We start from the raw sequence: 18,768 nt of genomic DNA, 5'->3' as shown, positions 1-18,768 counted from the left end.
AGGTTGCCGATGCTTTTTTTCGCTTTTTCAAAGTCATCTTCCTGATAATGTATATCTTTCATTAAAAAATTCACCTCTTGTCTTTCTAGTTTAACATAGAAAAAAATAGTATGCGGATGATTTGTGAATTTTCGATAGAAATACATAAAAAAACGCCCCATCCTGAAGGATGAGGCGAAGGGTCAATTAAGCCAATAAGTCGTTGTGTAAAATATTTTTTTCTGCTTTGAAAAATACGCTGATTTCAAGCCGCTTCTCGTAGGATAATGCTTCAATTTCACTCTGGGTTTATATGTCAAAACTTGACCGCCATTCAAGTTTTCGTTGTCCCAAAAAATAGCGAAGACTTTAATGATTGTATTAATCTTCCCTTTTTTGTTCGGCTTCTGCAAGATTTTTCGTTCCACAAGCGGCAATCGTCTCTTTTTCCACATCAAGCACCCAGAACTTCGCCTCAGCATCTCCTCGTGCTAAAAAATCACGCGCCTCAACTCTTGCATCGTTCACAGACACGAGCATATCAAACGTATATAATCCAAAAGGAATTTTGTATTGCTTCACCTTTGTTATAAAACTTTTGTATTGCTTGTCAATCAAATTACTTCCAAATTAACCCCGTATAATAATGCTCACGACCTCTATTTTTAGTCGTGGCCAATCCAACATATTCGGATTTTGATGATGGGATACGTCTAAATTAGGGTTATAGGCTTGATAGGCTTTCTAGATCACAACGTGATACCTTAATGCTAATAGAGGAATATTTAAAAAAAACGATGTAGAGTTTGTGAGTCTGTCAAAGACTCTAGACACCTCTAGCCCATTTGGTCGCGCAATGATTGGTATATTGTTGGATTTTGCTCAATTGGAACGTGAAACTATAAGAGACAGGTTAGTGATGGGGAAAACAAAACGTATTGAAGAAGGCTTACCGCTTGTCACTGCTAAAGGTAGGACATTCGGCTATGATGTTATTGACACTAAATTGTTTGTAAACAAAGAGGAAGCTGAACACTTACAGCTTATTTATGATTTATTTGAAGAAACTCAAAGTATTTTACAAGAGCAAAAAAGAATGAAGGAATTAGGACATAAAGTGTTCAATCGGCAGCGTTATAAAAGTCTCCTTACTAACGACATTTATATTGGTAGCTATGCGGATAAAGTTCATACAAAAAGAGTTCATGAAGCCATTATAAAAGAGGAACAATTTTATCGAGTTCAGCAAATATTTAAAGGGGTTGAGGAACTGCCTAATATAAACCAAGAATCACAATCGTTGCTAAGCCGGGCTAGTTGTTTGTGGAAAATGAGGTCTGCCTCATTCTCATGCCTCCAAAACGATCACTTACAAAGGTAAGAAATTAAAATATCGTTACTATCATTGCAAGTCAAAACGGCGACTTTACCAATATGAGGAATGTAATAATAAAAGTATTAGAGCTGACAAATTAGAAAAAATAATACTGAGCAGAGTAGAAAAGTATTCGGTTGTTTCAAAAGTCAAAAAAACGAAAGATCAATCAACAAAGCCAAATCCAAAATAACTGAATTACAAAATAAAAAATCGCGGCTGTTAGACCTATATTTAAGTTCCTATTTCAGCAAGGATGAACTAGATAAATCAACCTTGAAAATCGACACTAACCTTTCAACCTTAATAGCTGAAAAAAATAGTATGGAAGCCGCTGCAATTGACGAAGACTTATTAACGTTGTTTGGGGAAGAAAATAATTTAAAAGATATTCGCAAACTCTCATTTTATGGCAAACAAAAGTTATTGAGAGCTGTGGTTGATAAAGTTATAATAGATAAGGATGTTGTCGAAATTAAATGGCTTTAGGGGAATTTTAATCTGTTATGTTGCCTTCATGGTAGAAAGTTTGGGACAAAATTTTGGTCCAAACTTTTTTAGTATTAAAGAAGAAATATCAAGAATGTAATTTTATCTAGTTTTTTACTGTAAAATGGGCGAAAATAGGGATTTTATGATATGATTGGATAGAATAAATCAAAAAGGGAGAGAGCAAAATGGGGATTTTGACAGCAATTCTCATTGTCCTGTTAATTTTAAATGTTTTATTCGCAGCGGTAACAGTATTTTTAGAACGTAGAGATACGTCAGCAACATGGGCATGGCTGCTAGTTTTAACGTTTATCCCTATTCTTGGATTTGTTATTTACTTGATTTTTGGTAGAAAACTTTCCAATAAGAAGATTTTTGACTGGAAAGGGCAGGAAAAAATCGGGATAAAAGAATCGACAGACAATCAAATTGAATTAATTCGGCAGAAAGAATTTCCGTTTAGTGATTCAAATGTAAAAAAATATCGGGATTTAATTTATTTGCTACTTGTCAATGATGGGGCAATCTTAACGCAAGATAACGAAGTGGATGTTTATGTGGATGGGCATGAGAAATTTGAAGCGTTAATGAAGGATATTGAGAATGCAACGGATCACATCCATATTATTTATTATATTTTCCACTCGGATGAGCTTGGAAAGCGAATGGTTCGCTTGCTTGAAAGGAAAGCCGCAGAGGGACTAAACGTGAAAGTCATCTATGATGCCATGGGCTCAAGGACAACGAAGAAGTCGTTTTTTCACCAGTTGGAGAAAAATGGGGGTATGGTGAGGCCATTTTTTCCTTCGAAGCTTCCGCTTATTAACTTTCGACTGAATTATCGTAATCACCGAAAACTAGCGATTATTGATGGGCAAGTTGCCTATATTGGCGGGTTTAATATCGGGGATGAATATTTAGGGCTATCGAAAAAATTTGGTTACTGGCGTGATACGCATCTCCGAGTGCACGGAAAGGCGGTTTATGCCATGCAGACGAGGTTTATCATGGACTGGAATTCGGCTGCACCAAATCATAAGGTGGACTATAAAGCGCGTTATTTCCCTGCATTTTATGGTGGTGGACATACAAGTTTACAAATTGTTTCGAGTGGACCAGATTCAGAGTGGCAACAAATTAAAAATGGTTATATTAAAATGATTAATTCAGCTAAAAAATCAATTTATTTACAATCACCCTATTTTATTCCAGATGCAAGTTTGTTCGAAGCTTTAAAAATTGCATCGCTTTCTGGGATTGATGTACGTATTATGATTCCAAATAAGCCTGATCACGCATTTGTTTACCGAGCGACAACAAGTTATGCGGGTGAATTAATGGAAACGGGAGCGAAAATTTTCATTTATGACAATGGATTTATTCATGCGAAAATGCTTGTTATTGATGGGGAAATTGCTTCGGTTGGGACAGCAAACATGGATTTTCGTAGTTTTAGACTGAACTTTGAAGTGAATGCGTTTATTTATGAAAAGACAATGGCGCAAAAATTAGAAGATATTTTTTTAGAAGATATTTTAAAATCTTATCAACTTACGCCAGAACTTTATAAAGAACGTTCGCTTTGGATTAAATTGAAAGAGGCAGTCAGCAGATTACTGGCGCCAATATTATAGAAAGAAGTTAGAAGGGTGGATGGAAATGGAAGTAATTGAGATTATTTTAAAAGGTTTGGCTAGTCTGTTTCTGCAGCCAGTCTTTTATTTGGCCATCCTCTTTGTTATTCTTGCTGGGTTTGACCGTATCAAATGGGAGCGCAAATCGTTTAGCGCACGAATTTATTCGCCGTGGTTGGAACTTAAGAATTTTTTTACTTTAGGCATATTCGTTTCGCTTTTAATCTCTATTCTATTGTTTTTCTCAGGTTTTAGTGTGATGATTTCATGGCTGGTTGTTTTTAACGTGGTTACAATTCTAGCTTTGCTAACATCAATGTTCCGATTAACTTCAGCAGCGATAACAATAGGGATTTCAAGTTTAATCTTTTATTATTGTTATTATTTCGATATACAATTTGGACCTCTTCAAGATAAATATTTACTCTATGATAATTTAAATGTAGATAATTTTATGGTGGCGATGACATTCTTACTTGCTATTGCATTGTTTGTTGAAGCTCATTTAATTAGTCGCACGAGTGCGAGTTCGCCTTCTCCGTCGCTCCGGAAAAGTAGACGGGGGAAATTAGTTGGAGCATTTCAACTGCGTAAGTTATGGTTTATTCCACTTGTCGCTTTTATTCCGGGGACGGAAATAACCCATCTGTTTGATTGGTGGCCGGTTTTTAATATTGGATCGGATTCTTATACGCTTATTATATTGCCGCTTATTATTGGTTTTGAGCAAAAGACGCGTTCGGAACTGCCGCAAGTTTTAAGTAAACAGATTGCAGGGCAAGTTATGACGCTCGCGGTTTTTGTTGCGGGAATTGGTCTGTTGAGTATTGTTATACCAGTCCTTACTCTATTTGCTTTTGTGCTCGCGATTCTTTCAAGATTTTGGATTATGTGGCGTTATTATAGGTATGATAAGCTGGCGCCGCGGAAATATGCACCACAACCAGATGGCATTGTGATTTTGGGTGCTAGGGCAGGTTCCCCGTCAGCTCGGATGAACCTAACTCCAGGCGAAAAAATTACAGAAGTGAATGGTATAGCGGTTAAAACACGGGCGGATATGTATGAGGCACTTAATATGAACCGGGCGTTCTGTCGTTTGAAAGTGATGGATCAAAACGGGGAGCCGCGTATTGAACAGACAGCGCTATATGAAAATGAGTCGTTCGAGCTTGGAATTCTTTTAGTTGAACCACGATAAATCAAAACGAGTGCTAAGCAAAACTTGGATTTTGTTTGGTGCTCGTTTTAAGTTTTTGTAAAGATAGATGTATTGCTATCCAGAAATTGTAAATTCATGCTATATTTAAGGTAATAAGCAGATAAAGTGCGGAATTTGTCAGGAAAGGGAGATTTTTGTGGCTAAAATTTTAGTTGTAGATGATGAAGTTTCAATTGTAACGTTACTTCAATTTAATATTGAAAAAGCGGGTTACGAGGTGGTGACTGCAACGGATGGTCAGATGGGCTATGAGCTTGCGATTTCAGAAAAGCCAGATTTAATTGTGCTTGATTTAATGCTCCCGAAAATGGACGGAATTGAAGTAACAAAAAAATTGCGCCAAGATAAGTATGATTTTCCGATTTTGATGTTGACGGCTAAAGATGAGGAGCTAGATAAGATTATCGGCCTCGAACTTGGCGCAGACGACTATTTGACGAAGCCGTTTAGCCCGAGAGAGGTAGTAGCGAGAATTAAAGCTATTTTGCGCCGTGTAGATAAGGGACGCGATGAAAAAGAGCCTCTTTCTGTTGAAAATATTTTAGAAATTGGGGAGTTAAAAATACACCGGGAAAGCTATGAGGTTTTTATGCACGGTGAGCGACTTGATTTAACACCGAAAGAGTTTGAACTGTTGTTATATTTGGCGAACCACCGCGGAAAGGTGTTTTCACGCGACCAATTGCTGGATGCGGTTTGGAATTATGATTATATTGGAGAAACGCGTATTGTTGACGTACATGTGAGTCATTTGCGTGATAAAATTGAGGCGGACACGAAACAACCGCGCTACATTAAGACGATTCGCGGTTTTGGCTACAAAATGGAGAATGTAAAGGATGAGCTATGAAAAAGTTATGGTTTAAAATTGGGATTTCCTTTTTCATTTTATTTTTTGTAACGATGGGCATCGTCGGTTTGTTTTCAGGCGAACTAATGAAAACGACTTATTTAAGCATGAAGGAAAACCAATTGGAAGATGAAGCAAAGGTGCTTTTGCACACAACGAATATTGAAAATATAGATTTAGATAAGAACAGTGCTGAAATTCAGGCAGAGCTTAGCCCGCTGACAGAAGATGTTGATGCGCGCATTACGGTTGTTGATAAAGATGGGCGTGTGATTGCTGACTCGAAAGAGGATCCGACAAAACTTGAAAATCATGCCAATCGTCCGGAGTTCAAAAAAGTTTTACAGGACGGAGATACAGTGGGGATTGCGACACGTGAAAGTGACACGCTTGGTTATAGCATGCTTTATGTAGCAGTACCCATTGTGCAAGACGGCGAAACCGCTGGGGCGCTTCGAGTTTCGGTTTCGCTTGAATCGGTAGCGTCCGCCATCAATACGCTTTGGGGGAACCTCTTCCTCATTTTCAGTTTGGCACTCATTTTGATTGCGCTCATTAGCTTTATCATTGCGCGTCGAATCACGAAGCCAGTTCAGGAAATTATGGATGTTTCAACAGATTTAGCTAACCGCGAATATAGCAGTCGAATTTACGGGAAATCAAGCGGGGAGCTACGAGACCTTTCCATCAGCGTGAATAAACTAGCCGAAAGTTTAGAAACACAAATGTTTGAAATTCGTGAGAACTCGCAAAGACTTACGGCTATTGTGGAAAATTTGGTGAGCGGGGTCATGTTGATTAATCATGATAAGGAAATTGTGATGACGAACCGAATGATGTACCGTATTCTCGGAGAACAGGAGATTACGGGCAAGCCGTTTTATGAGGTCATAAAAAGCTATGGTCTGAGTGAATTGATTGAGGAAACGTTAAAAACTAAACGGATGAAGCAACAAGAAATTGCGATTTATTTTCCAAAAGAAATGATTTTAGATGCGAGCGTATCCCCCATTTTGATGGAAGACGGTGAAATTTCAGGTTTAGTTCTCTTACTACATGATATTACGCAAATTAGACATTTAGAAAATGTTCGTTCAGAGTTCGTTGCAAACGTTTCGCATGAACTAAAAACACCAGTTACGGCACTAAAAGGTTTTGCGGAGACACTTCTTGACGGCGCTATGTATGATGAGGCCCTCCTAAAGCAATTTTTAACAATTATTAAAGATGAAAGTGATCGCCTGCATCGTTTAATTTTAGATATTTTAGCTTTATCGAGAATTGAACAAAAAACATTACCGTTACAAATAGAACAAATTAATATGAATGAAGTGATGGAGCAGTCGGTTAAAACGGTTAGTGAGCTTGCTTCTTTAAAAGAAATTACGATTGAAGAAATTTGGGACCACGAGAAACCGCTTTTCATCGAAAATGAACGTGACCGCTTGCAACAAATTTTAATTAATTTGCTATCCAATGCGATTCAATATACGCCTTTAAAAGGCCGCATTGTGCTCCAACTAGACGATATTGGCGATGAAATCCAATTGATTGTCTCAGATAACGGCATTGGAATTCCGGCTAAGGATTTAGATCGCATTTTCGAACGATTTTACCGCGTTGATAAAGCGCGAACGAGACATTCTGGTGGAACTGGTTTAGGCCTGTCAATTGTGAAGCATTTAGTTGACATGATGGACGGAACCATTCAAGTGACTAGTGAAGAGAATGTGGGCACTAAATTTTATGTACGACTACCAAAATCGCATAGTTAAAGAAAAATCCTCCTTTTCTCATGACGGGAAAAGGGGGATTTTTTGATGTTTTTTACGGAAGCTACAAATTGCGGTAACAAGCCGATATAAAAACCATGTTTTTATCATCCTAATTTAATGAAATTTACATAAAAAAAGCAGGTTTACAAATTCTTAACATTAGCTACATATGTGCTTAACTACAAGCGGTTATAGTTAGACATGTAAGAAACACTAATTTAAAAAATAAGGTGGGTAACGAAATTATGAATAAAAAAGTTTTGGGATTACTTACGGTTCTTTCAGCATTAATGTTAGTCTTAGCTGCTTGTGGTAGCAGTTCATCGAGTGATAAAGCAAATGGAGCTGGTGATGAGGTTTCTGGTTCAGTAACAGCAGTCGGCTCAACAGCACTTCAGCCACTTGTAGAAGCAGGAGGTAAACAGTTCCAATCAGAGAATCCGAAAGTACAAATTAACGTACAGGGCGGTGGTTCTGGTACTGGCTTAACACAAGTTGGACAAGGAGCGGTTGAAATTGGAAACTCTGATGTTTTTGCGGAAGAGAAAGACGGAGTAGATGCTTCGAAACTTGTTGACCATAAAGTAGCAGTTGTTGGAATGGCGCCTGTTGCAAATAAAGATGTTGGTGTAAAAGATTTAACACAACAACAATTAATTGATATTTTCACTGGTAAAGTAACAAATTGGAAAGATCTTGGTGGTAAAAATGAAAAAATTACAGTCATTAACCGTGCAGAAGGTAGCGGAACGCGTGCCACTTTCGAAAAATGGGGCTTAAAAGGGGCGACACCTATTAAAGCACAAGAACAAGACTCTTCGGGAACAGTACGTAAGATTGTAAGTGAAACGCCAGGGGCAATTAGTTATCTCGCTTTCTCCTATATTGACGATTCTGTTATTAGTCTAAAAGTAGATGGTGTCGAGCCAAATGAGGATAACGTCGCAACAAACGATTGGAAAATTTGGTCTTACGAGCACATGTACACAAATGGTGAGCCAAAAGGTGCAACAAAAGCATTTTTAGAATATATGACAAGTGAAACAATTCAAAACGACTTAGTACCACAATTAGGCTACCAATCGATTCACTCCATGAAAGTGGAACGTGATGCGGACGGAAAATTAACAGACGTAAAATAAAAAAAAGCAGGCAAAGGGAAAAATGACCAGAAGCCTGCTACTTACGGGAAGTCTTTCTTGTTTAACAAGGGAGACTTACCCGCATGTTAGGGACTGAAAGGAGTTTTTAGCCTTGGAAATTATTAACGAAGAAAATCTGACAAAAACATCGAAAAAAGCACGTTTAGAAACAAGAGGGAAACTCATCACGTTCCTCTGCATTGGCATTATGATTTTAGCGGCCATCTCAATTCTTTATCTCGTCATTTCAAAAGGATTATCCACCTTTTTTGTAAATAATGTATCATTTGTTGATTTTATTACAGGTACAGATTGGAACCCGTCAAAAGTGGATGCAGCAGGAAATGCACTGGTTGGTGCACTTCCGATGATTATCGGATCCTTTGCTGTTACACTTCTAGCCGCATGTATCGCTGGGCCGCTTGCAATTGGTGCCGCCATTTTTATGGTTGAAATCTCTCCTCGCTTTGGGAAAAAAATCTTACAACCAGTTATGGAACTCCTTGTAGGTATTCCTTCTGTTGTTTATGGTTTCATCGGTTTGAGTGTGGTCGTACCGTTTATTCGGGAACACATTTCAGGTAGTGGCTTCGGAATTGCAGCAGCTACAGTTGTACTTACGATTATGATTCTACCGACGGTTACATCGCTTTCTGTGGACGCAATTAAATCGGTGCCACGTCATTACCGGGAAGCTTCTCTTGCACTTGGGGCAACTAGGTGGCAAACCATATGGCGTGTTGTACTTCGTTCCTCGCGCGCAGGCATTATGACCGCCATCGTTTTTGGGATGGCCCGCGCATTCGGTGAAGCATTAGCCGTTCAAATGGTTATCGGGAATTCGGCTGTCATCCCCACTTCATTATTCGAGCCCGCATCTACTTTAACTAGTATTCTAACAATGGGCATGGGAAATACAGTTATGGGTACGCTGGAAAATAACGTTTTATGGTCACTCGCGATGGTACTACTTGCCATGTCGCTATTCTTTATCATCATTATCCGATTCATCGGCCGTAGGAGGAAAGCGAAATGAATGTAAAAACTAAAGATAAAATTGCAACTGGCGTATTTTACGCAATTGCTGCTATCATCGTCATCATTTTAGCAAGCCTTCTCGGTTATATTTTAGTGAAGGGCGTGCCACAACTTAGTTGGCAATTTCTAACGACACCGCCAAAATCATTCCAAGCAGGTGGCGGGATTGGGCCTGAAATTTGGAACTCCTTCTATATGCTCATTATTACAATGATTATTTCGGTTCCAATTGCACTTGGCGCGGGAATTTACATGGCAGAATATGCGCGAAAAAATTGGTTGACCGATTTGATTCGGACGACAATTGAAGTGTTAAGCTCGCTTCCTTCTATCGTTGTTGGCCTTTTTGGCTTTCTTGTATTCGTCATTCAAATGGGCTGGAGTTTCTCGGTGATTTCCGGGGCACTAACGCTCACCATCTTTAACTTACCACTTTTAATTCGAGTAGTAGAAGATGCTTTAAATGCGATTCCAAACACTCAGCGCGAAGCAGGACTAGCCCTAGGGTTAACCCGGTGGGAAACAATTACGCGCGTTTTAATTCCAGCAGCTTTACCTGCGATTATTACGGGAATTATTTTGGCAGCTGGTCGAGTATTCGGCGAAGCGGCGGCGCTTATTTTTACAGCAGGTCAAAGTACGCCAGTGCTTGATTTTTCGAACTGGAATCCAGCTGAAATTACTTCGCCACTCAATATTTTCCGTCCCGCAGAAACGCTCGCGGTCCATATTTGGAAGATTAACGGGGAAGGAATTATGCCTGATGCACGTGCTGTTTCGGACGGTGCTTCAGCAGTGTTAATTATTTCTGTTTTACTTTTCAACATCTTAGCGCGTATTCTTGGAAAAATTGTATTTAAAAAAATGACGTCTTCGTCTTAAAAGGAGTTTTGTAAATGATGATCACAAAAACGATGCCAATAAATGTGGAAGTCGAAGAAACACAAGCGATAATTCCTCCTTTTGAAATGGACAGTCATGCGATGGCAACACAAGATCTCCACGTTTATTACGGCGAAAATCATGCGATAAAAGGAGTCGATCTCGCTTTCCCTGAAAATAAAGTAACGGCATTAATTGGTCCTTCTGGTTGCGGGAAATCTACTTACTTGCGGGCTTTAAATCGAATGAATGATGAAATTGAAGGCTGTCGCACACTTGGACAAATTTTATATAACGGCATAAATATTAATCGTAAAGAAGTTGACTTATACAATGTACGTAAGGAAATCGGTATGGTGTTTCAAAAGCCAAATCCATTTTCAAAGTCAATTTATGAAAATATTGCTTTTGGATTAAAACGTCATGGCATGAAGAATAAAAAAGAGCTCATGGAACGTGTAGAGAAAAGCTTACGTGGTGCGGCTTTATGGGATGAAGTGAAAGATGATTTAAATAAAAGTGCGCTCTCTCTATCCGGTGGGCAACAGCAACGCCTTTGTATTGCTCGTGCCATCGCGATGCAGCCAAAAGTGCTGTTACTTGATGAACCAGCATCAGCACTTGACCCGATTTCGACAAGTAAAATTGAAGATTTAATTAATGAACTAAAAGAGAAGTATACGATTGTCATCGTGACGCACAACATGCAGCAAGCAGCACGCGTATCCGACTATACAGCCTTCTTCTACTTAGGTGAAGTCGTTGAGTTTACAAGTACGACAGAATTATTTACAAACCCTGCAGAAAAGCGTACAGAAGATTATATTTCAGGAAACTTTGGATAAGAGGAGGCGAATAAATTGGTAGAAACTGCTGAAGCAACAAAATTTATGATTGAAACGGACAATGTCGATTTATTTTACGGACAAAAACAAGCCCTCAAACAAGTTTCTTTGCAAATAAAAGAAAATTTTGTAACGGCGCTTATCGGGCCTTCCGGTTGTGGTAAGTCAACATTTCTAAGAACATTAAATCGAATGAATGATTTAATACCAAATGTTAAAACAACCGGTAGTATTCGCATTGCAGATGAGGAAGTCAATCAAACAAAATTAGATATGGTAAACCTTCGTAAGCGCGTTGGCATGGTGTTTCAACAACCCAACCCATTTCCATTTTCCATTTATGATAATGTCGCTTACGGGCCACGGATGCACGGGGTAACAAATAAAAAAGAGCTGGATGCTATTGTAGAGAGAAGCTTAAAACAAGCTGCTTTATGGGACGAGGTTCACGACCGCTTAGACAAACCAGCGACAGGAATGTCAGGCGGACAACAACAACGACTTTGTATCGCTCGCGTTCTTGCTGTGAAACCCGAAGTGATTCTAATGGATGAACCAACTTCGGCACTCGACCCTATTTCAACCGCAAAAGTAGAAGACCTAATTTTAGAGCTAAAAAAAGATTATACGATTGTGATTGTGACGCATAATATGCAACAAGCTTCGCGTATCTCTGATGAAACAGCCTTCTTCTTGAATGGCGAGATTGTTGAGTTTGCTGATACGACAACAATTTTCACAAACCCGAAAAAACAAAAAACGGAAGACTATATTTCTGGTCGATTTGGATGAGGAGTGTGCCTATATGGTTGTAAGGAAATTATTTACAGAACAATTAAATGAGCTACATCAACACTTGTTAAAAATGGGCGTTCTTGTGAATGAATCTATTTTTAAAGCAGTGAAATCCTTAGTGGAGCGTGACCAATTGCTTGCCAAACAAGTTGTTTCAGAAGACAAAGCAATTAATGACATGGAGCTTTCGCTTGAACAAGGCTCCTTTGAACTAATTGCCCTGCAACAACCAGTTGGAACTGATTTAAGAAAAATTGTGACCGTCTTAAAAGCTAGCTCTGATTTAGAGCGAATTGGTGATCATGCGGTCAGCATTGCGAAAGCAACAATTCAATTAGGGAACAGTAAAGCATTAAAACCTATTCCTGAAATTCCAGAGATGGGTGAAATCGTCAAAAATATGCTACACGATGTGTTAAATGCATACTTAGCAGGAGATGCGAATGCGGCTCGCGAAATTGCAGCGCGCGATAACGAAGTAGACAAATTGCATCGTCTAGTCTCTAAAAAATGTATTGATTTAATGCAAGAAGATCCTGAGCATTTAGAGGATGTGACGCATTTACTTCTTGTGGCACAAAATTTAGAGCGAATTGGGGATTATATTACAAATGTATCCGAGTGGATTGTTTACTTAGAGAGCGGCGAAATCGAGGAGTTGAATCAATAAACAAAACGTGTTCCTAGTGGGAGGAACACGTTTTTGTTATAATACAGATAAATAAAAGTGTGAGGTGAAGCGCGTGACGGAGCTACCTAAAATTGGGAAACCTGCAACAAATGCTCTCTTAACAATTGGAATTGGGACGCTTGAACAAGTAAAGGAATATGATGAAAAAACACTTTCTAACTTACACGGTGTTGGACCAAAAGCAATTCAGATTTTAAGGCATGCACTAGCTGAACAAAATTGGTCGTTTCAACCTGACCAAAATATCGAAACGGACTTTGCTTTAATTGCGCCAACAGATTGCGATAATGCTCCCAAAAAGCGAATTATTCGCGATTACACGATTGCCACAGCGAAAGCAGACCGAAAAACGTTAGAAGCCCTTTTAGTAGAAAACTTTGTTTGGGAAGTTCCTGGCGAATTTGAAATCCGTGGCCGAACTAAATTTATGGACGAGCTTTTCAGCCATTTTGAACCCGTAAGTTCACTAGAGCTTGAAAATATTATCACACACGGAAAATTGGGTTCCTTAAATGGTACGATGATTACTAAAGAAGGGCAACATGTATATTTCGCTGACGTATTCGAATTTGAAAATCACGCAAAAGACGCTAAAATAATAAAAATCATTTCCTATGTCATCATAAAATAGTTGTTCATTTTTCGAAAGTAAAAAAATGGATAATCGCTATACTGAAAGGAGAGATGAAATTTATAGGTTAGGAGTTTAAAATTATGATAACTGTAGAACGTAAAAAAGAAGAATTCTACCAGGCTCTCGTTGAAAAAAATCCAAATTATGATGGCGTTTTTTTTGCAGGAATTAAAACGACAGGTGTGTTTTGTCATGCAACGTGTAAAGCGAGAAAGCCCAAATTTGAGAACTGTGAATTTTTTTCCACTGCAGAAGAAGCGCTACTCGCCGGCTACCGCCCGTGTAAAAGGTGTGAACCACTCTCTTACCCGCAAAGTATCCCAGAAGAAGTGACTCTTCTTGTAAAAAAAGTAGAGCAAAATCCAGAAAAGCGTTGGAAAGAAAATGATTTTCATGAACTAGGTCTACATTCCGCATCTGCAAGAAGGAAGTTTAAAGAAGTGTATGGAATGACCTTTGTTCAATATGCGAGATCTCGCCGCATGGGAATAGCTTTTAAAGAAATTTCAGCTGGAGCTAAAGTGATTGATGAACAATTGTCAGCAGGATATGAATCGGCAAGTGCCTTTAATGATGCTTTCACAAAAATTATGGGTAACCCTCCTAAAAAACAGCGGGGCATCATTATTTATGCAAGTATTATTGCTACACCAATTGGGCGTATGCTTAGTTTGACAGACGCGGAGGGACTTTACTTGCTTGAATTTATGAATCGACGCGGATTAGAACGTGAGATTGAAAAATTGCGCACTGTGCAAAATGCGCGAATTCTACCCGGAGAAACTAAAATTAGCCAGCAATTAGCGGAGCAGTTAACAGAATATTTTCAATCGAAACGCACGCATTTTTCCGTCCCGCTTTACACAAAAGGTTCTTCGTTTCAAAAGGATGTATGGCGGTATCTTGAAAAAATTCCTGCTGGTGAAACCCGGACGTATACGGAAATTGCAAATGAACTTGGGAATCCTCGTGCGGTTCGCGCTGTGGGTAATGCAAACGGGGCCAACCAAATTGCTATCTTAATTCCATGCCATCGTGTGATTAGAGCAAACGGGGAATTAGGTGGTTACGGGGGCGGAGTGGAGCGAAAAAAATACTTGCTTAACCTTGAAAAGTCTAAAATAGTTTAGACTTTTTTTAGATTTCGCGCTATCATATGAGTATATGACCATATAGTAATGGAGTGAAGGAAATGAACGGTTCAGTTTTAGATGAAGAAACACTTTTTAATGTGACTCAAATATTTAAAGCGTTAGCAGATCCAACTCGTGTGCAAATTTTAAATTTGCTACAAGAACGAGAATACTCAGTGAACGAAATCGCGCGGACGCTCGAATTTAATCAAACGACTGTATCACATCAACTGCGGTTTTTGAAAAATTTACGACTTGTTAAATCTCGTCGTCAAGGAACTACAATTTTTTATTCACAAGATGATAACCATGTGTTAGAATTACTTGCTCAAGCTATTCGTCATGTTCACCATGAATAAATACATGCAAAAATGTAGTTCATTGTTACAGGACAAAGGTGTAGACAGCATCAACTGTCCATGCGGATGAGCGCATCCCTAATCAAAAGAAGAAAATAACAGCTAAACTGGCTTTTTCAATCGAAAAGCTAGTTTTTTTATGGTAAAGTAAAAATAAATAAGACTTTGGAGGAAAAAAAGTGAAAAAATTGACGGCACAACAAAAAACGTTAGTAGTTGTCGGAATTATTTTGATGATTGCGGTAACGATTTTTGGTATTATATGGAATAATCAATTGGCAACTGTTATCATACTTGGAGTCGTCCAATTTGTACTGATTCAAGCAGTTTGTTATATCGGTATTTATTCACAAATGAAAGTAGGGACTTCAAGAGGGACCAAACTTTTTAGTTGGGGAATTTTAACTACAATTTTATTTTCAGCGATTATTGCAATTTTTGCCCCGGAAAATTTCCGTTCTTACTCAGGCGCAATTATCGCGCTTCTCGGTTACGGTTCTGCCCTTATCATGCGCGAAGTAGAAAATACAAATCCAGCCAATAAAAATCAAAAACGTGAAGAATAATGAAGAGAAGGAGTGATTTTGATGGGAATTCATCAATATTTTCAAAGTTTATCTGATTTGGAAAATATTTATCGTTGCCCAGGGAAATTTAAATATCAAGAACACTCTGTTGCGGAACATTCATTTAAAGTGACACAAATCGCACAGTTTTTTGGAAATGTAGAAGAAAGAGCTGGTAATCAGGTGGACTGGCGATCATTATACGAACGTGCGCTAAACCATGATTATTCAGAACTTTTTATTGGAGATATTAAAACGCCTGTAAAATACGCTACTGCTGAATTACGTGAAATGCTTTCCGAAGTCGAAGAAAGCATGACGCAAAACTTTATCGAGCGTGAAATTCCAGATGAGTTTCAGTCGACTTACCGTCATTTGCTAAAAGAAGGTAAAGATGCCACCCTTGAAGGGAAGATTTTAGCCATTTCAGATAAAGTTGACTTATTATATGAATCTTTTGGTGAAATTCGTAAAGGCAATCCAGAAAATATTTTTGTTGAAATTTATAGTGAGGCGCTAATAACGATATATGAGTATCGAGAGATGGAGAGTGTGAAATATTTTTTACGTGAAATTTTGAGAGAGATGCTTAGCGAGAAAGGTATTCGTAAAACAGACCTTCCTGAATTAACTGCCGAAATAACTACTAAAGCACTCCGTGGCAATTAAACGAATTAAAATATGAGAGGAAGACAATGATGTTAGATCAAATTTTATCAGCAATTTTCTTCCCAGGATTACTTGTCATCGTCTTGGCACGCGTTACACTAAACCGCTATGTTGCTTTATTTTTAGTGGTGGCACTCATTGCTGCTAGCGCCAAACTTGGTTACACGGATACGTGGTGGCTTATTATAATCGATGCTTTTTCCATAACAATAGGGTTTGTATTTGCAACAAACATGTTGCAACGCATTCGTAATCAAGAGAAAGCACATAAATAGGTAAATAGAAAATAAAGTGGTAAAATAGATGAAGAAGGACGTAATCAAATTGATTGCGTTCTTTCTGTTTTATAAAAACAACCGAACATATTTTCGGTTTTAGTTTGAAGAAAAACTTAAAGTTTACACAAAACAAAACGACCACGCAAAATCAGACTGCTGACAAATGGTGAGATTCTAGGCAAAGCCGAGTACCGAAGTGGAGCGTACTCGAGTACGTGATGACTGAAAACAGGGAAGGCGTAGTTTGCCTGACCATGTGAGAAGTTATGCGGAGCACATCGGAACGGAGGGTTTAACAACGAAGATTGCCGTTTGTCAGCAGTCTGAAACCGAACATATTTTCGGTTTTTGCTAGGATATATTGCTAGTTTATGGTAAAATAGAAGAGCTGAAAGTGGGAAATAAAATGAAGCAAGAATGGGGGAACTCACATTGACCGATAAATTTGAACTCGTTTCTGAATATAAACCGTCTGGGGATCAACCGCGTGCCATTGAGCGATTAGTTGCCGGTTTAAATAGCGGGTTAAAGCACCAAACTTTGCTTGGGGCAACTGGAACAGGGAAGACATTTACGGTGTCGAACGTTATACAAGAAGTAAATAAGCCAACTTTAATTATGGCACATAATAAAACGTTAGCGGGGCAACTTTATAGTGAATTTAAGGAGTTTTTTCCAAACAATGCGGTAGAATATTTTGTGAGTTATTATGACTATTATCAACCGGAAGCCTATGTTCCACAAAGTGACACATATATTGAAAAAGATGCTAGTATCAATGATGAAATTGATAAATTGCGACACTCTGCAACGGCCTCATTACTCGAAAGACGGGATGTAATTATTATTGCTAGCGTATCGTGTATTTATGGTTTAGGGGCTCCGGAAGAATACCGAGAACTCGTTGTATCGTTACGACCGGGTATGGAAATCAGTCGTGATGTTCTATTGCGCCGTTTAGTAGATATTCAATATGACCGGAATGACATTGATTTTCAGCGTGGCCGTTTTCGTGTTCGCGGTGATGTGGTTGAAATTTTCCCCGCATCACGTGATGAACATTGTATTCGTGTTGAGTTTTTTGGCGATGAAATCGAGCGCATTCGCGAAGTTGACGCGCTTACTGGAGAAATTACAGCAGAACGGGAACATATTTCTATTTTCCCAGCCTCTCACTTTGTTACTCGCCAAGATACGCTCAAAAAAGCAATTGGAAATATTAAAATCGAACTTGAAGAACGATTAAAAGTGCTTCGTGCTGATAATAAACTTTTAGAAGCACAGCGTTTAGAGCAGAGAACAAATTACGATATTGAAATGATGGAAGAAATGGGCTACTGCTCAGGCATCGAGAACTATTCCAGACATTTGGCACATCGTCCAGCTGGCTCAACGCCGTACACACTACTTGACTATTTTCCTGATGATTTTCAAATTGTTATTGATGAGTCGCACGTGACCATGCCGCAAATTCGCGGAATGTACAATGGTGACCAAGCGCGGAAGCAAATGCTTGTCGATCACGGCTTTCGTTTGCCGTCTGCCCTCGACAACCGACCACTGCGCTTAGAGGAGTTTGAGAAGCACATTAACCAAATCATGTTTATCTCGGCAACACCAGGCCCGTATGAACTCGAAAAAAATCCTGATGTTATCGAGCAAATCATTCGACCGACTGGATTACTTGACCCTATTGTTGAAATCAGACCGATTGAAGGGCAAATAGATGATTTAATGGATGAAATTAATGAGCGCACGGAAAAAGATGAACGCGTACTCGTGACAACACTGACCAAGAAGATGGCGGAAGATTTAACGGACTACCTAAAAGAAGCTGGCGTCAAAGTGCAATACCTCCATTCGGAAGTGAAGACGCTTGAGCGGATTGAAATCATCCGCGATTTACGCCTTGGAGTGTTTGACGTCCTAGTTGGAATCAACTTACTTCGTGAAGGAATCGATTTACCAGAGGTTTCTCTTGTTGCGATTTTAGATGCGGATAAAGAAGGTTTCTTGCGTTCAGAACGTTCACTTATTCAGACGATGGGTCGGGCTGCCCGAAATGAAAATGGACGAGTCATTATGTATGCTGATAAGATTACCGATTCAATGCGCGTTTCAATGGAAGAAACCGAACGTCGTCGCCAAATTCAAGAAGCCTATAATGAAAAACACGGCATTACACCAAAAACAATTCGTAAAGAAATTCGTGGCGTAATTGCGGCAACCATTGCTGTAGAAGGGGAAGAGGAAACACGTCCTGATTTAAGCAAATTAACTAAACAAGAACGCGGACAACTCATTGAAGATATGGAACATGAAATGAAGGCTGCGGCTAAAGCGCTTGATTTTGAACGTGCTGCCGAGCTTCGTGATGCCTTACTCGAATTAAAAGCGGAAGGATGAAAC

At 39.0% G+C, this 18,768-nt stretch carries 22 protein-coding genes; 20 read left to right on the top strand and 2 right to left on the bottom strand.

What is annotated here, in order from left to right:
- Positions 1 to 182 precede the first annotated feature (182 nt).
- Positions 183 to 434 carry a hypothetical protein gene (locus R8923_RS10615; protein WP_485872753.1) on the bottom strand — a complete coding sequence of 84 codons (252 nt, stop codon included), beginning with the start codon at positions 432 to 434 and terminating at the stop codon, positions 183 to 185.
- A complete protein-coding gene (locus R8923_RS10610; protein WP_485872743.1) occupies positions 361 to 597 on the bottom strand; it encodes a glycoside hydrolase family 25 domain-containing protein in 237 nt (78 codons plus the stop codon). Before R8923_RS10610 ends, R8923_RS10615 begins: the two co-directional genes overlap by 74 nt.
- Before the next feature lie 190 nt (positions 598 to 787).
- Between R8923_RS10610 and R8923_RS10605 the strand changes: the two genes are divergently transcribed.
- The 20 genes from R8923_RS10605 (at position 788) to uvrB (ending at position 18,765) form a co-directional block, all read left to right on the top strand.
- Entirely contained in the window at positions 788 to 1,360 is a 573-nt protein-coding gene (locus R8923_RS10605) for a recombinase family protein (RefSeq protein WP_485872742.1), read from the top strand.
- On the top strand, positions 1,317 to 1,547 hold the full coding sequence (locus R8923_RS10600; RefSeq protein ID WP_485872752.1) for a recombinase zinc ribbon domain-containing protein: 231 nt from the start codon (positions 1,317 to 1,319) through the stop codon (positions 1,545 to 1,547). Before R8923_RS10605 ends, R8923_RS10600 begins: the two co-directional genes overlap by 44 nt.
- A gap of 83 nt (positions 1,548 to 1,630) precedes the next feature.
- Positions 1,631 to 1,843: a hypothetical protein gene (locus tag R8923_RS10595; RefSeq protein ID WP_485872741.1), complete on the top strand. Its 213-nt coding sequence runs from the start codon at positions 1,631 to 1,633 to the stop codon at positions 1,841 to 1,843.
- Between the two features lie 188 nt (positions 1,844 to 2,031).
- Positions 2,032 to 3,480: a cardiolipin synthase gene (gene cls, locus R8923_RS10590; RefSeq protein WP_485872740.1), complete on the top strand. Its 1,449-nt coding sequence runs from the start codon at positions 2,032 to 2,034 to the stop codon at positions 3,478 to 3,480.
- Positions 3,481 to 3,505: 25 nt separating this feature from the next.
- Positions 3,506 to 4,681, top strand: coding sequence for a serine protease (locus tag R8923_RS10585; protein WP_485872739.1), 1,176 nt, complete (start codon positions 3,506 to 3,508; stop codon positions 4,679 to 4,681).
- 157 nt (positions 4,682 to 4,838) lie between these two features.
- Entirely contained in the window at positions 4,839 to 5,552 is a 714-nt protein-coding gene (locus R8923_RS10580) for a winged helix-turn-helix domain-containing protein (protein ID WP_485872738.1), read from the top strand.
- Positions 5,549 to 7,327, top strand: a complete 1,779-nt coding sequence (gene pnpS / locus R8923_RS10575; protein WP_485872737.1) for a two-component system histidine kinase PnpS — start codon at positions 5,549 to 5,551, stop codon at positions 7,325 to 7,327. The genes R8923_RS10580 and pnpS overlap by 4 nt, the downstream gene beginning before the upstream one ends.
- 245 nt (positions 7,328 to 7,572) lie before the next feature.
- Positions 7,573 to 8,469 (top strand): phosphate ABC transporter substrate-binding protein PstS family protein, encoded by an 897-nt coding sequence (locus tag R8923_RS10570; RefSeq protein ID WP_485872736.1) that lies wholly within the window; start codon positions 7,573 to 7,575, stop codon positions 8,467 to 8,469.
- Between the two features lie 112 nt (positions 8,470 to 8,581).
- Complete coding sequence (pstC, locus tag R8923_RS10565; protein WP_485872735.1) at positions 8,582 to 9,505, top strand: phosphate ABC transporter permease subunit PstC; 924 nt, start codon at positions 8,582 to 8,584, stop codon at positions 9,503 to 9,505.
- The gene (gene pstA / locus R8923_RS10560) at positions 9,502 to 10,389 is read left to right on the top strand and encodes a phosphate ABC transporter permease PstA (protein WP_485872734.1); all 888 of its coding nucleotides are present in this window, start codon (positions 9,502 to 9,504) and stop codon (positions 10,387 to 10,389) included. Before pstC ends, pstA begins: the two co-directional genes overlap by 4 nt.
- A 17-nt stretch (positions 10,390 to 10,406) precedes the next feature.
- Positions 10,407 to 11,234, top strand: a complete 828-nt coding sequence (pstB, locus tag R8923_RS10555) for a phosphate ABC transporter ATP-binding protein PstB (protein WP_485872751.1) — start codon at positions 10,407 to 10,409, stop codon at positions 11,232 to 11,234.
- A 45-nt stretch (positions 11,235 to 11,279) separates the two neighbouring features.
- Entirely contained in the window at positions 11,280 to 12,026 is a 747-nt protein-coding gene (gene pstB / locus R8923_RS10550; RefSeq protein ID WP_485872750.1) for a phosphate ABC transporter ATP-binding protein PstB, read from the top strand.
- 13 nt (positions 12,027 to 12,039) lie between these two features.
- A complete protein-coding gene (gene phoU / locus R8923_RS10545; protein WP_485872733.1) occupies positions 12,040 to 12,699 on the top strand; it encodes a phosphate signaling complex protein PhoU in 660 nt (219 codons plus the stop codon).
- 73 nt (positions 12,700 to 12,772) lie between these two features.
- Positions 12,773 to 13,351: a nuclear transport factor 2 family protein gene (locus R8923_RS10540; RefSeq protein ID WP_485872732.1), complete on the top strand. Its 579-nt coding sequence runs from the start codon at positions 12,773 to 12,775 to the stop codon at positions 13,349 to 13,351.
- Between the two features lie 83 nt (positions 13,352 to 13,434).
- Positions 13,435 to 14,484, top strand: a complete 1,050-nt coding sequence (locus R8923_RS10535) for a bifunctional transcriptional activator/DNA repair enzyme AdaA (RefSeq protein WP_485872731.1) — start codon at positions 13,435 to 13,437, stop codon at positions 14,482 to 14,484.
- 62 nt (positions 14,485 to 14,546) lie between these two features.
- Positions 14,547 to 14,846, top strand: coding sequence for an ArsR/SmtB family transcription factor (locus R8923_RS10530; protein WP_485872730.1), 300 nt, complete (start codon positions 14,547 to 14,549; stop codon positions 14,844 to 14,846).
- 179 nt (positions 14,847 to 15,025) lie between these two features.
- On the top strand, positions 15,026 to 15,412 hold the full coding sequence (locus tag R8923_RS10525) for a hypothetical protein (RefSeq protein WP_485872729.1): 387 nt from the start codon (positions 15,026 to 15,028) through the stop codon (positions 15,410 to 15,412).
- Positions 15,413 to 15,433: 21 nt separating this feature from the next.
- Complete coding sequence (locus R8923_RS10520; protein WP_485872728.1) at positions 15,434 to 16,081, top strand: HD domain-containing protein; 648 nt, start codon at positions 15,434 to 15,436, stop codon at positions 16,079 to 16,081.
- A 29-nt stretch (positions 16,082 to 16,110) separates the two neighbouring features.
- The gene (locus tag R8923_RS10515; RefSeq protein ID WP_485872749.1) at positions 16,111 to 16,356 is read left to right on the top strand and encodes a CsbA family protein; all 246 of its coding nucleotides are present in this window, start codon (positions 16,111 to 16,113) and stop codon (positions 16,354 to 16,356) included.
- A 435-nt stretch (positions 16,357 to 16,791) separates the two neighbouring features.
- The gene (gene uvrB / locus R8923_RS10510; RefSeq protein ID WP_485872727.1) at positions 16,792 to 18,765 is read left to right on the top strand and encodes an excinuclease ABC subunit UvrB; all 1,974 of its coding nucleotides are present in this window, start codon (positions 16,792 to 16,794) and stop codon (positions 18,763 to 18,765) included.
- Positions 18,766 to 18,768: the final 3 nt, after the last annotated feature.

This window comes from Listeria tempestatis (assembly GCF_963575625.1).
Classification (GTDB): domain Bacteria; phylum Bacillota; class Bacilli; order Lactobacillales; family Listeriaceae; genus Listeria; species Listeria tempestatis.
This window is presented reverse-complemented; position numbering and strand designations above follow the sequence as displayed.